The organism is Helicobacter japonicus, from assembly GCF_000762845.2.
GTDB lineage: Bacteria > Campylobacterota > Campylobacteria > Campylobacterales > Helicobacteraceae > Helicobacter_C > Helicobacter_C japonicus.
In genome coordinates this window covers 172,380-186,572 of sequence record NZ_JRMQ02000001.1, presented here as the reverse complement: position 1 = coordinate 186,572, position 14,193 = coordinate 172,380, and the positions used below count along the sequence as shown (strand labels likewise).

General features: G+C 36.6%; 15 protein-coding genes. 2 read left to right on the top strand and 13 right to left on the bottom strand.

Annotated elements, in window-relative coordinates:
* Positions 1 to 9: 9 nt before the first annotated feature.
* From LS65_RS00830 to LS65_RS00800, 6 genes are all read right to left on the bottom strand, one after another.
* On the bottom strand, positions 10 to 378 hold the full coding sequence (locus LS65_RS00830; protein WP_138129729.1) for a hypothetical protein: 369 nt from the start codon (positions 376 to 378) through the stop codon (positions 10 to 12).
* Positions 332 to 682, bottom strand: a complete 351-nt coding sequence (locus LS65_RS00825) for a hypothetical protein (RefSeq protein ID WP_052061107.1) — start codon at positions 680 to 682, stop codon at positions 332 to 334. Before LS65_RS00825 ends, LS65_RS00830 begins: the two co-directional genes overlap by 47 nt.
* Positions 666 to 851, bottom strand: a complete 186-nt coding sequence (locus LS65_RS00820) for a hypothetical protein (RefSeq protein ID WP_052061108.1) — start codon at positions 849 to 851, stop codon at positions 666 to 668. Before LS65_RS00820 ends, LS65_RS00825 begins: the two co-directional genes overlap by 17 nt.
* Positions 852 to 949: 98 nt before the next feature.
* A complete protein-coding gene (gene ilvD, locus LS65_RS09995) occupies positions 950 to 2,782 on the bottom strand; it encodes a dihydroxy-acid dehydratase (protein ID WP_034362446.1) in 1,833 nt (610 codons plus the stop codon).
* Positions 2,783 to 2,807: 25 nt separating this feature from the next.
* The gene (locus LS65_RS00805) at positions 2,808 to 4,199 is read right to left on the bottom strand and encodes a sodium-dependent transporter (RefSeq protein ID WP_236096584.1); all 1,392 of its coding nucleotides are present in this window, start codon (positions 4,197 to 4,199) and stop codon (positions 2,808 to 2,810) included.
* Positions 4,200 to 4,291: 92 nt separating this feature from the next.
* On the bottom strand, positions 4,292 to 4,672 hold the full coding sequence (locus LS65_RS00800; RefSeq protein WP_052061109.1) for a GtrA family protein: 381 nt from the start codon (positions 4,670 to 4,672) through the stop codon (positions 4,292 to 4,294).
* Positions 4,673 to 4,829: 157 nt separating this feature from the next.
* Here LS65_RS00800 and LS65_RS00795 point away from each other — a divergent pair, with 157 nt between their 5' ends.
* The gene (locus LS65_RS00795; RefSeq protein WP_138129728.1) at positions 4,830 to 5,759 is read left to right on the top strand and encodes a BspA family leucine-rich repeat surface protein; all 930 of its coding nucleotides are present in this window, start codon (positions 4,830 to 4,832) and stop codon (positions 5,757 to 5,759) included.
* Between the two features lies 1 nt (position 5,760).
* On the top strand, positions 5,761 to 7,779 hold the full coding sequence (locus LS65_RS00790) for a BspA family leucine-rich repeat surface protein (protein ID WP_052060996.1): 2,019 nt from the start codon (positions 5,761 to 5,763) through the stop codon (positions 7,777 to 7,779).
* A 23-nt stretch (positions 7,780 to 7,802) separates the two neighbouring features.
* Here LS65_RS00790 and LS65_RS00785 read toward each other — a convergent pair whose 3' ends face one another.
* The 7 genes from LS65_RS00785 to LS65_RS00755 form a co-directional block, all read right to left on the bottom strand.
* Positions 7,803 to 9,227 (bottom strand): hypothetical protein, encoded by a 1,425-nt coding sequence (locus LS65_RS00785; RefSeq protein WP_034360847.1) that lies wholly within the window; start codon positions 9,225 to 9,227, stop codon positions 7,803 to 7,805.
* A gap of 9 nt (positions 9,228 to 9,236) precedes the next feature.
* Positions 9,237 to 9,548, bottom strand: coding sequence for a class I SAM-dependent methyltransferase (locus tag LS65_RS00780; RefSeq protein ID WP_034360845.1), 312 nt, complete (start codon positions 9,546 to 9,548; stop codon positions 9,237 to 9,239).
* On the bottom strand, positions 9,542 to 9,871 hold the full coding sequence (locus LS65_RS00775) for a hypothetical protein (RefSeq protein WP_034360844.1): 330 nt from the start codon (positions 9,869 to 9,871) through the stop codon (positions 9,542 to 9,544). The genes LS65_RS00780 and LS65_RS00775 overlap by 7 nt, the downstream gene beginning before the upstream one ends.
* A 28-nt stretch (positions 9,872 to 9,899) precedes the next feature.
* Entirely contained in the window at positions 9,900 to 11,744 is a 1,845-nt protein-coding gene (locus LS65_RS00770; protein ID WP_034360841.1) for an LIC_10190 family membrane protein, read from the bottom strand.
* A 2-nt stretch (positions 11,745 to 11,746) separates the two neighbouring features.
* Entirely contained in the window at positions 11,747 to 12,460 is a 714-nt protein-coding gene (locus LS65_RS00765; RefSeq protein ID WP_420537000.1) for a glycosyltransferase family 2 protein, read from the bottom strand.
* A 133-nt stretch (positions 12,461 to 12,593) separates the two neighbouring features.
* Positions 12,594 to 13,727, bottom strand: coding sequence for a lipid-A-disaccharide synthase (gene lpxB, locus LS65_RS00760; RefSeq protein WP_034360837.1), 1,134 nt, complete (start codon positions 13,725 to 13,727; stop codon positions 12,594 to 12,596).
* 2 nt (positions 13,728 to 13,729) lie between these two features.
* Entirely contained in the window at positions 13,730 to 14,188 is a 459-nt protein-coding gene (locus tag LS65_RS00755; RefSeq protein WP_236096579.1) for a coiled-coil domain-containing protein, read from the bottom strand.
* Positions 14,189 to 14,193: the final 5 nt, after the last annotated feature.

Sequence of the window (14,193 nt, the reverse complement as noted above, 5' to 3'; positions counted from 1 at the left end):
TTACATCTTTTAACTATCATTTGGCATATTAAAAATGCGAAACACCTCTCTTATCCTGCGCCTACCCACTCTATTTGGAAAAAATCTACTGCAAAATAAAAGCACTTTGTCTATGGGTTGTGACTGCATATTTTGGATAAATATTTTGCTTCTGCTAGCAAAAATAGGGGAGGATTCATTGATATGGCTGTGATAATCAAAGTTTTTTAAGCTATAGATTTTATTTAGCACACTCCAAACGCTTTGGTCGTGGCGATTTTCTATAAAATCTTTGTGGTTTGGCACTACACTTTGAGAATCATCGACAAGATGAAAATGATTGTAAAACACATCAAGCCATTTGTTTATAACCTCTAGGCTTAAAGGCGTTTTTTTCATATAAATCAACCCACCAGCTACTTGTCCCGTGTCTGTAATACTTTGTGTATTGGTATTCAGGATATGACATCATAAAGCCCATAATCTCGTTTTGATTTACAAGCGAAATCATATCAAGGAGTTTCTCTCTATATTTTGGGTGAAATGTGCAACCAATGTCTGCATAAAGCAAGATGTCATTATTTTCAAGTTGTTCTAAAGTTTTAAGGATAATATAGGGTTTCCAGCACCAATACCCAAAGCCGCGAGTAGGAGTTCTGTTTGCTAAAGATTTTGCAGAATCTATACTACCCCCCCCCAGCATTAATATACATTTTATCTTTCATTTTATTTCTAAAATTCAAGTTAAGACTGCATTCATTGTAGATGAAAATATCATCAAAAACATTCATATTCAATGCTTGCTGATAGTATCTAAGAGCAGATAAATTAAGCCTCATATCGCCAAAACTGCATAAATACTTTTTTTGCAAATTACCCTCCTTTAAATTGTGTGTCTTTGTATTTTTATGATTTAAATGATACCATAACCAAAGATTAATGTTTTTTATTTAATTTTTATTCCAAACCCCTACAAATCCGTTTTTAGCACTGCACCATTTGCTGCGTTGCTCACAAGCAAAGAGTAGCGTTTGAGCCATTTGCTTTTGATTTCTTTTTTGATGGGTTTCCATTGTGCGCGGCGAGATTCTAAAGTTTTAGAATCTACGAGCAATTCCAATGTGCCTTTTGAAACAGAAATTGCGATTTTGTCTCCGTCCTCAATGAGCGCAATCAAGCCCCCCTCTGCAGCTTCGGGGCTAATATGCCCGATACAGCCCCCACGCGTTGCCCCGCTAAAGCGTCCGTCTGTAATGAGTGCGACAGATTCTCCTAAGCCCATTCCCATAATGAGACTTGTGGGTGTTAGCATTTCTTGCATTCCGGGTCCCCCTTTGGGTCCCTCATAGCGAATCACGACAACATTTCCCGCCTTTACCTTGCCTCCTGCAATGCCCTTAATCGCTTCCTCTTGGGAGTTAAAGCATACCGCACTTCCCTCAAACTCTTTCATAGATTCCGCCACTGCGGCGACTTTTAGCACTGCGCCCTCACGCGCGAGATTGCCATAAAGAATCTTTAGCCCACCTACCTGCGAATACGCATTTTCATTGTGGCGAATAACATTAGAATCCACAATTTGTGCGCTTGCAATGCGTTCTCCCAAAGTCTCGCCTGTAATTGTCAGCGCGTCAAGATAAAGAATGGATTGTGGATTTAGGTTAGAATCTTGGCATTCTAAGATTTGAGATGAATTTTCAAGGTTGTGCGAGGTAAGCGAATGAGGCGTATTAGACATACTCCGCAATGAAGCGTCTGCTGCACTCCTTGAAAAGTCGCTCAAAGCCGAATGCCTCTTGCTAACTTCATTCATTACGGCACTCACGCCACCCGCGCGGTTAATGTCCTCCATATGAATCGTGCTTAACGCGGGGGCAATCTTAGCAATATGCGCCACTTGAGAGGCAATCGCATTGATAGAATCTAGGTTAAAATCCACCTCCGCTTCTTTGGCGATTGCGAGCATATGCAAGATTGTATTTGTGCTGCCACCCATTGCCATATCCACGACAAAGGCATTATGCACGGCTTTATGATTCAAAATATTGCAGAATCTGAATCGCTCACTTTGCGCCTCATCAAGCGCAATCTCTACGATTCTACGCGCTGCCTTGCGTAAAAGCTCCTCACGCTCCTTGCTAAGGGCTAGAATTGTCCCATTTCCGGGTAATGCCACGCCCATAGCTTCACAAAGTGTATTCATAGAGTTTGCAGTAAACATTCCGCTACAACTTCCACCCCCCGGACACGCATTGCATTCTATTTCGTGTAGTCTTTTCTCATCAATCTTGCCCTCGCTAAACGCGCCCACCGCTTCAAAGGCAGAGTTTAAATCTAGTATTGTGCCGTCCTCTAGCTTCCCGGCTTTCATTGGACCACCACTCACAAAAATCGTTGGCACATTCACACGCAACGCACCCATAAGCATTCCGGGCACGATTTTATCGCAGTTGGGGATACAAATCATCGCGTCTAAACTATGCGCGTTCATCATCGTTTCAATGGAATCCGCAATCAACTCGCGGCTTGGCAAGGAGTAGAGCATACCGCTATGCCCCATTGCGATTCCGTCATCTACGCCGATTGTGTTAAACTCAAACGGCACTCCCCCCGCAGCACGAATTTCCTCTTTAATAATCTGTGCATAGCGGTTTAAGAAAAAATGCCCGGGAATAATGTCAATATAACTATTTGCAATGCCGATAAAGGGCTTGTTGAAATCCTCGTCTTTCAGCCCTGTGGCGCGCAATAGGCTTCTGTGTGGAGCTCTTTGATAGCCTTTTTTAATGGTGTCGCTTCGCATAAGATTCCTTTATGTTTGATGTAAATTACTCGCCAAAGAGAAAGGTTGCAATATTTTCCCCTGTGAAAAATTCCACACTTACAGCTATAAGTATCATAATAGTAATAAGTGGAGCAATGTAGCGCATAATGATATACCAAAGAGTAAATGTTAGTTTATTAAAAAAATGCGCAGTATATGCTTGTAATTGATTTTTTGGCACAGCCCAACCAATAAAAATAACTGCCAAAAGTCCCCCAAGTGTCATAATAACATTTGCAGAGAGAAATTCAATGCTATCCATAAGCGTTTTACCACCAATAGTAAGATAATCCGCCATAGGTGTGCAAATGGAGCAAATGATAAGCATACCAAGTGCGATAATTGCTCCAGCAATACTCCAAGTTGCTTTTGCTCTGCTCCAATGATAAGTTTCGCATACATACATAACGGCGGGTTCAAGGAGTGAAATTGCAGAAGTAATCCCCGCAAAACTAAAGGCTACAAGGAATAAACAAGCGATGATATTGCCTAAGATTCCAAGGTGAGAGAGCATAACAGGTAGAGTTATAAAGATAAGTCCAGCACCTCCACCTACTTCGCCATTATATTCATATACAAATGTAAAAATCATAAGTCCAGCCATAATAGCGATTAAAATTCCAGATAACACTACCCAAAGCGCACTTTTAAAGAGATTTTGATTGCTTTGTGATGAGGCGGCATAAGTAATGATGATACCCACTCCAAGTGAGAGGGAGAAAAATACTTGCCCTAGAGAATCAATAAATACATTAAGAGAGAGTGCTTTTTTTGCTTCATTTATATCAAAGCTCAACATAAAATGTAACGCCTTACTAAAAGAATCCATACTCATTGCATAGAGTAGTAAGCCAAAAAATATAATGAAAAGAAGTGGTGTGAGGATAAGATTCAAAGCTTCAATGCCTTTTTTCACACCACGTGAAATAACCCACGCTGTAATTCCCATAACAAAAAGCAAACCAAGTGTTTGAGGCACAAATCCATTTGTATAGAGAGTATTAAAAATTGTTTGGGAATCTTGCATATTTTCAGGGAGATTAAAACTTACCATAAAAAGATAGTAAAACACCCAGCCTAGCACGATAGCATAAAAGGATAAGATAATAGGACCACCAATAAGTGTAAATCCAGCCAAACGCCATTTTTTACTTGGGCTCACATCAAGGTTTTCATAGCTTTTGACAGCATTTGCACCCCCACCTTTGTTTCCGATAAGCATTTCACCAACAAGCATTGCAATACCAAGTGAGAGTGCCAAAAATAAATAGAGCAAAACAAATGCCCCCCCCCCATTTGTCCCTGCGATGTAAGGAAAACGCCAAATGTGTCCTAAGCCGATAGAACTTCCGAGTGCGGCGAGGATAAAACCAATTTTGCTAAAATTATTCATTATAAACCTTTGTTGCTTTGCTTATACAAGTTAATGTTTGTTGCATAATGTATTCTACTTGTTTTTGGTTAAATATGGTTGAATGAGGGTTAAAATCAGCGATAAATAACAAATTGCCGCATACCAAAATTAAATACAAATGCCACACCTGTGGCTAGAATCTTGCTTATTATTTCATATAATCCAAGCCATTGCACACATACATAAAGCATAGCTATATCAATGAGTAAGCCTCCAAAGCTGACTAAATATATCAGCACACTTTCTTTAAAGATAGATTGATTATAGGAGCGAAAAATAAATTTTTTGGCAAAAAGAAAATTCCATAGGGTAGCGATAATAAAACTTATCACTCCTGCAAAAAGATAATATATGCCAAAGTGATAAAAGCACAGAAAAAATACTAGCCAATTTATAAGTGCTGCACTTCCACCAACAAGGAGATATTTGAAAAAATTATTCATATATTGATTCATTGCTATCCTCATAATAAAAATATCATTTTAGCATTTATTTATGAATCTCGCTTCAAGCACACTTGAGGTTAAAGTTTGTGTCAAAACTATTTTTTTGATATAATTTTTATATAATCGAGTATAAAAGTGGTGCGCAATTACCAACTAGGAGGGTAAAATGAAAATATGTAAGATTATGTGTATTTTCGCAATATGTTTGGGGGCATTTGCGCTCACTAGTTGCACAGATTCTCAAAAATATACCTATCACCCAAAGGATAGAGATGAGCTAGTAGAACTTGTGCGTGATGAGAGTATAAAACTTAATGAAATCGATACGAGTGCTATCACAGATATGAGCTATCTTTTTGCTCATTTTAGCACAGAGGAATGCCACGACGTATTTGCAGAGTTTTTTAAACATATAGAATCTTTTGTGATTCTTGCTATTGAGGAGCAAGCAGCACAAAAAGGAGAGAGTTATGCTCCCACAGATACAGACAGAGAAAATATAAAAAATAACTTCATAGCGCAATGGGAAACAAGGAAGCAAAAGTGTATTTATAATGCGAGGGAGCGAATAGATTTTAGCGGGATAGATTCTTGGGATACGAGCAAAGTAAAAGATATGAGCTATATGTTTGGCGGTGTGGAGGAGTTTAATCAACCACTTAACACTTGGAATGTCTCTTCTGTGCAAAATATGAATGGTATATTTATAGGAACTGCATTTAATCAGCCTTTAGATGCTTGGGATACGAGTAATGTGGAGGATATGGGTGCGATGTTTGGTAAGAGCGCGTTTAATCAACCACTTAACACTTGGAATGTGAGTAAAGTAAAGAATATGACACTTATGTTTTATGAAAGCACACATTTTAATCAGCCTTTGAATGATTGGGATATTTCACAGGTTGTAGATATGAATTTTATGTTTCAAAATGCTAAAAGTTTTAAGCAAAATCTTGAGAGTTGGGGGCAGAGGCTTAATCCTCAAGTTCAAACACATTTAATGTTCAAAGATTCACTTCTAGAATCTAATCCGCCCAAATGGTATAAGGAGCTAGATTTTAAAATAACTCGATTTCACAAGCAAATAATGGAATGAGATGAAAACTATTTTTTTTGTATGGATTTTTGTGCTCATAGGTATATTTGCACTAAATGGGTGCGAAGATTCTAAAAATTACACCTATCAGCCAAAGGATAGGACAGAGCTAGTCAATCTTATTAATGATGAAAATGTGAATCTAAGTGAAATTGATACAAGTAAGGTTAGGGATTTTAGCTTTCTTTTTGCGCATTTGGGAGAGGAATGCGATGATACATTGGGGTGGCATAAAGAGGATTTACTTACTCCATATTTAGAAAAATGTAAAAATACAGGCATAAAACGATTGGATAAAATTCACGCAATTAAGAAACAAATTTCAGACATTACTTTGCAGATTTACAATATAGAATCTGCACTGAAAAAAGAGGAGCAGTGCAAGAATGATTTTGAGGCTTTTATCGCACCTAGAATACAATGGCGGATTCAAAGTAAAGAGGGATTTTTTGATGAGCATAGTAGAGAATATGTCAAAAGAAAAACTTTAAATGATAAAGAGAGAGCGCAAGTGCGCAATGAGGTTATCAAAGAAAATAAATCGTGCATTTTTTTGGAAAATGCAGACGATGGAGAGCGTATCCCCTCGCTTGAGGTGCAAAAGGTCGATTTGGAAGGTCAGTTAAGCCATTTATTAGAGAGGTTAGGGACTATCGTGCATTGGAACACGAAAAATGTTAAGGATATGAGCTTTACTTTTGCCAAAGGTTTTGCGTGGGAATTGTTAGGCAATGATTATGGGCAAGAAGCTGAAACTAAGGCAGAGCTACATTGGGATACAAGCAATGTAGAGAATATGCAAGGAATGTTTTTTGAAAATTACGCGTTGAGTGAGGAAATACAAGAGTGGGTTACACATCTTAATGTCTCTCAGGTCACAGATATGAGCTATATGTTTTTTATGAGTAATTTTAATAAAGATATTAATGCGTGGAATGTCGGCAGAGTGGAAAATATGGAGGCGATGTTTGCCCATAATTTTCGCTTCAATCAACCTTTAGATAAGTGGAATACAAGTCGTGTGAAAAATATGGCAGAGATGTTTTACTGCGCACTTAGCTTTAATCAAAATATACAATCGTGGAATGTGGGTAATGTAGAGAATATGAGACATCTTTTTGGAGGTTTGTGTGCGGTAGATTCTACTTCAGGTTTTAATCAACCTTTAAATGCGTGGAATGTTTCTAGGGTGCGTGATATGAGTGGAATGTTTGCTTGGTTGTATGATTTTAATCAACCCTTAGATAAATGGGATACAAGCAGTGTAGAAAATATGTCGGGTATGTTTAAAGAAGCAATATCTTTCAATCAACCGCTTAATAGTTGGAATGTCTCTCAAGTTAAAGATATGAGTTATATGTTTTCTTATGCTCAATCTTTCAATCAGCCCTTAGATTCTTGGGATACGAGTAATGTAGAAGATATGGGTGCGATGTTTGCAGATTCAGCCTTTAATCAACCTATCAATAATTGGAATGTGCAAAAGGTGGAAGATATGAGCAAAATGTTTCACTCGCGAGTTTTTAATCAGCCTCTTGATAAATGGCAGGTAAAAAGTCTTAAAAATATGCAAGGAATGTTTAGTGAGAGCTTTTTGCAAAATATTGATAGTTGGGAAATTGATAGAACTCAAGTAAAAACCGCAGATGCGTTTTCTCCAGAATCTCCTTTTTTGCCAAAATGGTATGGAGAGGATACTATAAATGATGAGGAGTTGATAGCAGAAGTTTCTTCTTGCTTTAAATTTGGGCTAGGGTGTGAGGCAGATAAAGTGAGATTTGAACTACCTTTTAAGGAGAACAACATAAAGTTCTTTAAGGGGGATAAACAAGGTGGTTTTACACATATATGTTTGCCTTATGCGGAATATAGCGATGAAAAGCGCACAAAAGATATTTATAAAAGTATCTCTGTGTGTTTAGATTCTATAAAAGTGCCTCAAGCTAAGACAATGACACTGCATTTTAAAGATATGCGTTATCAGACGCATATTGGAGAATGCGAGGGTGAAGATTCTTAACTCAAACAGCATTTAATATTCATTTATGAATCTGGCTCAAATCGCACTTTGATAGGTTTTTGAATAATGCCATAATGTTTTAAAGTATGCGCAAATCCCTCAAAAAACCACCCTTCCCATTGCCAATGAGGAAAAGTGCGTGGCACTTGAATGGTTACAGAATCTAAGCCATCTTGACTCGCTTTTTGTGCTGTTTTTACCCATAATTTTGCATATTCTCTATGAAAAAGATAAGATTCCCTAGGACGCTCTTTGTATGGCTCAAAAGGGTGCAAAAATGCTACAAATGCTACAAAACTAAGAATCCCAAGAAGTTTTTTGCAATCTTTAAAAATGAGGGCTATCCATACACACATTATCCATAATATACACATTAAAAGTCCGCTCATAAGATAATATTTCGCACCGCATTTTGATACGAGTAAAACATAAGCAACAATGAGGCATATAAGCCAAAGAATGTGTATGAATAACCATTTTCTTAACGATTTGTCTTTGTAAGCTTTTATCACAATACCAATGAGTGTAAGCACAAAAAGTGTATAGAATCCGCTTCGCATAAATTTGAGACTTGAATATGTATAAGAAGCACCAAAGGAGAGGTTAAAATCGCCACAATATTGTGCCCTGCCAGAGTGCATATCAAATATTGCAGCAATACACCAGAATGTTACACAAAGCACAAGTCCGACTATATAAGCAAAATTATTTCTGATAAAATGAAAAAGGATTCTATTTTTATGGAGTATAAAAAAATAAAATAATTCCACAAATAAGCTTACTCCACAATAACTAGAAAGGATTAAACTTGCACTTGTCATAGAAAATTGTGCAAGATAAAGTATTATTACCCCCCCCCCCGCTAAAAGCCATATTTCTTTTATGTAGGGTTTTCTTATCAATAGTGAATGTGTGTATTGATAGTAAAACAACCCACAAAGTAAGGCAAGATTCAGTGCGTTAGGAATAATATAAAAGCTAATAAGTGTGAAAATATAGCCCATACCTTCGGCTTGGAGGTCGGCGGGTAAAAATAAGGGCATTACCTGTGTTTTTGTCGCACAAAATCCACCCATAATAAAAATGCTTGTGATGAAAAGCGCAAGCGATATGGTTTGCGTAAGAGTAAGCATTAAACGATAAATCGCATAGCTCAGTGTCGTAAAGACACTGCTTAAAGTAACTGCACTTGTGAGTGTGATTGAATCGACAAAGTCTAAACCACTTAAAGGCATTACGATATAGGCACTCACAATTCCCATAGCTGTTTGTATTATGGGTGGAAGTAATCGAGCAGGAATCCAAGAGCTCGCAATAGGTTTTAAAGAGCCATATGCACTCATTATTTGCCAATCATCTCCCCAAAATGGCACAATAGGATAAGCACAGCCAAAAAATAACATAAATAATACAAAGACAGCACCAAAGTAAATCCGCACTTTTTTCATTCCCTCTCCTTAAAGAATTTTGCGAATAATGGCAAAATTATTCATTCCTAATTGAAAGTAGTTGTGCTTGTGTAGGCAGAGGTTAGGAGTTTGTTGAATAAGATTTGTTAAATCTTTTTTATTGTAGTAAGTTTTGTGATCCCTTATTTCGTCTTCACTCACAATTTTTAGTTTATATGCAAGAAACTCAAGCACAGGTTTTGCTAGATGACTAGGCACAGTTAAGAGTAGAATACCATTTGGTTTTAATACACGAGCAATTTCTCTAAGCATATCAAGTGGATAGTTGAGATGTTCTAAAACTGCAAGCAAGGTTACCACTTCAAAACTCTCATTTTCAAAAGGTAGGTGGCAATTTTTTGAGGTTTGAGAATTTGTGTCATATCCCCCCCCCCGCTAAAAGCCACAGAATCTTTGGATTCAAAAAAGTAAGAAAAGGTATGAATCTTGTCTGTTCGTATGCTTGGGGCTTTGAAATCAACGCCCACACCTTTAGCAATAAAAGGCTCGATTTCTTGAATAAGCTTTGCTTCCCAACCACAACCTACATCAAGCACATTAGGCTTATTAAAGCTTTTGATAGTTGGCAATACCCGACTTAACCGCATTTTGCGTAAAAGTGGTTCCAATATGGCTTCTTTCATTTTTCTTCCCTCTGAATAAAATATATACCTATTTATTGATTATATAAGCCTTGCGTCCAAAAATTGTTTCTTCTTTGATGTTTGCAACACTTTCGTTGAAGTATGGACCGCTAGGGAGTGGCTCATAGGCAAAAGGTTGTGTGGATTTATTTGCATTGTCTTTACGCACAAAGATTTTTACACCAAAATGTGTGAGTTTTTCTTCAATAAAAATAGGTCGAATCTTTGGCACTTCTTTCATTGCATCAATATATTTGCGATAGAGATTAGGCACACAAAGGAGTGATGCAATAATCACAAAAGGCATATAGAATCTTTTATACCTTAGCGGTAAAAGTAAGCATATAAGCCATATAATTATAAAAGCTGGACGCATATTCAAAAACATAGGTAATACACTTAATACAAAAAGCCCAAGAAAGATAATGCGCATATTATTATGGCTAATATTCCAAATAAAAGTGAGATTAAATGCAAATAAGAATCCAAGTAAAGGCACAATATATACCATACCAAAGCGAGGGTCAGGACCGCTTACAAACCAAAAAATAATGCCACAAAGTAAAGCAAGAGTTATGCTTATGAATCCTTTTTGTGATGGGAGTTGTGTAAGGCTTTGCGAGAGGCTAATCTTTTGCTTTTTATGCAATAGTATAAGCATAAGAGCAATACTAATACAAGCAAAAAAGCTATATACAAAATATTTAAAATACCACCCAAAATAACGCGTTTTCATCGCAAACCAATCACTCATCCACGCATAATTTGATAGCACTTCTACACAATTTTTACCCGGTGCTCTAGCCCAGCTCATAATCCAACACACTTCATTTTGTCTTTGAGTATCACTTACCGCCCAAGGTAAAGATTCTATATAAAAAACATTTGCAGGATAAGCAAGCATTCCGCTTGTCATTATGCCTTTTACCGCCCAAGGCAAAACGCAAATAAAGCAGAGTAAAGCAAGTGTAAGATAGGTTTTTATGGATTGTTTAAAGATATATTCTTTAAATATAATACAATATACCAAGAATACACTTAGCACAAGGGCGAAATTAGCAATTTTTATCATCACTGCAAAAAGGCTTACAAAGAGGCAAAGAATAAGCACTTTTACTTCTTTATAAGTGATAGTGTAGAGTAAAAGCGCAAAGACAAGTATGCCAAGCACTGCACCTATGCCCTCACAATGCAGGGCTTGAAGTTCTGCCCATAAAATGATAAATGGAAAGGGAAGGAGGGAGCAAATAATAAAAAGTGCGTAAAAAGGTGCAAATTGTCGCTTTAAAAGCATATAAAACGCACCTGCTAAGAAACCGAAATATACAATTTCATTACCAATAAAGCTTCGTAAATGTGGAAAAATAAGGCTTACATCACTTAAGGCATAAAAGTTATAAATCAGTCCATTGAAGCCTAGCCTGCCGTGAATATTTGCGAGTCCAAAAATAAGAGGAGATTGCTGTATCCAAGTAACGATTTGTATATGATAATTAATGCTATCACCTATCGAATCGCTTAAGAAACTAAGGGGTGCGATTATACAAAAAGCAAGTAAAGCAGCAGTGAGGAAAATCTTGTCTCTAAAAAAATCTTTGCAAAAATATGGGCAAAAAATAATACCGAGAGTTAAGAAAAAATATGCAAAAAAGCTATGAATAGGGAGAAAAATATTTATTACTTGAGTGATAAAACATAAAAACAACATTCCTAAAATGAGTTGAGTAAAAAATTTTAACCCATCTTGTAGAGATACAGCAGGAGCGCATGTTTTCTCATACAAATAAAACATAGCTCCACCATAGCCAAAGGTTGCTAAAATCCACAATAAAAGCACAAAGGCAATTTGTCCATTCGTGATTATCCACTCCATTTTTACCCCTTGAATCTATATTTTATAATTGCCCATAAAGCCCTAAACCCATCTTTGACACCAATTTTTTTGCCCTCATCATAAGTTCTACCATAATAAGAGATACCCACTTCATAGATTCTAATATGTTTGATTTTAGCGATTTTTGCAGTAATTTCTGGCTCAAAGCCAAAGCGATTTTCTTCTATATGAATATTTTGGATAATCTCTCTTTTAAACACTTTGTAGCAAGTCTCCATATCTGTGAGGTTTAAATTTGTCATCATATTTGATAAAAGTGTAAGTAAGCCATTTGCCATTCTATGCCAAAAATATAGCACACGATGAGAATCTCCGCTTACAAAACGTGAGCCAAAAACCACATCAGCCACACCTTTTTCAAATGGTGTCAAAAGTTTTGGATATTCATTAGGGTCATATTCTAAATCCGCATCTTGGATAAGCACAATATCGCCACTTACTCTTGCAATACCTGTGCGTAGGGCTGCACCTTTACCTTGATTATGTGAGTGATAAAAGATTTTTAAAGTTGTAGTATAGGGGGTATTCTCTTGCTTAGATTCAATAGATTCTAAATCTTGAAGTATTGCTCTTGTGCCATCAGTGCTAAAATCATCAACAATGATAATTTCTTTGTGATAAGTAATAGCAACATTTTTTACACATTCTACAATATGTGTGATAGTCTGAGATTCATTAAAACAAGGGATAATAATTGAGAGTGTAGGAATATAAGAATTATATTGCCCCCCCCCCTATTATTTTATTGCCTAAAAGTGAAGACATAAAAACTCCTTAGTTTTTAACATAAAAATGCGCGATTCTAACAAAGTTTCTTGTAATTTCATCTTAATTTTTATGTAAAAGCTTGGTGAGGAGAGTTGCTACTTTCTCTGCGCTGCCGTGTTGAAGATAATCTCTAAGTTCTTTTACTTGAGAGAAAAATAATTCTGGACGCGTATCATTGTAGGCTTTAAGAAGATTGATTGCAGTGAGATTGCTTTGTATTAATTCAGGGTGAATTTGCTTAGTGCCAATATGTGAATTACCTAAATGTAGGGCATTGTAGAGAATATTGGCAAGTCCTATGTGATTAAGCCTCACAAAGATACGAGCAAACAATATATCGGTGTTACGCGTTTTGTAGCCAAGCACAAGAGGTGTGCCAATAAGCGTAGCTTGAAGTGTGGCAGTGCCAGAGCAAATAAAGGCAAAACTACTTTCATAAAGTGCCGTATTTGCATCATAGCTTATCTCAAACATTTCTATATCATTTCCATATATTTGAGCTAATTCATAAGATTCAAGTTTCTTAAAATGTTCGGGAATAATAAGAACTTTTTTGTTTGGTAGTTGTTTTGCTACTTTGACAAAAACGGGGAAGATTCTCTGAATCTCGCTTTTACGACTGCCGGGCATAAAGGCAATCTTGCCATTTTCAAGGGGCAAAGGTTGTTCTTTAAGTGCAGGAATCTCATCAAGCAAAGGGTGTCCTACATATTGAATCCTTTTTTCTTTTTGTGCTCGTGGATACATAGCAAGCTCAAATGGTAAAATCGCACAGAGATAATCACATATAGATTCTATTTGTTTTGCTCTCCAAGGCTTCCACGCCCACACTTGTGGCAAAATATAATATACAATAGGCACTTTTGAGCCATTTTTCTTTAAAGCCTTTGCGATAGGGAGATTAAAACTTGAGCTATCCATAAGCAATACGACATCACTTTCTTCTGCAAGTTTAATCATTTTATTGATAGCTTCTTTAAAAAAATTAATTTTTTTTATAACATCAAAAAACCCCATAACTGCAAAATTTTCTAGGGTATATGAGGCTTTTGCATTGGGAAAATGAGCAAATACATTTGGTTCAAAAATACCGCAAACTTGCACAGAGGAGTCAAGATTTTTGGCAAGAAACTGCAAATGAATGTTTGCGCTTGGCTCACACGCACTCACAAAAAGTCTTTTAGATTTGAACATAGCTATTCTTTTGTTTCTTCTGGATTTTGAGCAGGATTCTCATTGTTTAAGTGATTATATGCGATGTGAGAGAGATTTTCTTCAAGTTGATATTCACTTTTTAAATCTCTTAATTCCACGCGTAATTTGGAGTTTTCTAATTCAAGTTCATTAATTTGTGCTTTGAGTTCATCTTGCACTTCATTTTTTAGAGAATCTTGTGGCATTTGAGCGTGTTTTTGCTCTAATGCTTTGATTGCATTTTGTGCTAGGGTAATATGCTCTCTTAATTCTTTGAGCTTGGCTTTGGAAGTTTTGATTTCTTCGTGATATTGCGCAACTTCAAGGCGCATTTTCTCTCGCTCGTTTTCAAAAAATCCTACAATATCCCAAAGATTTTGCGTTTGCGGATTGTATTTGAGAAGTTTTTCAAATGCTTGTTCATCAATTTTTTGAGCTAATGGCTTATCTTGTGTGTGCATAAAAA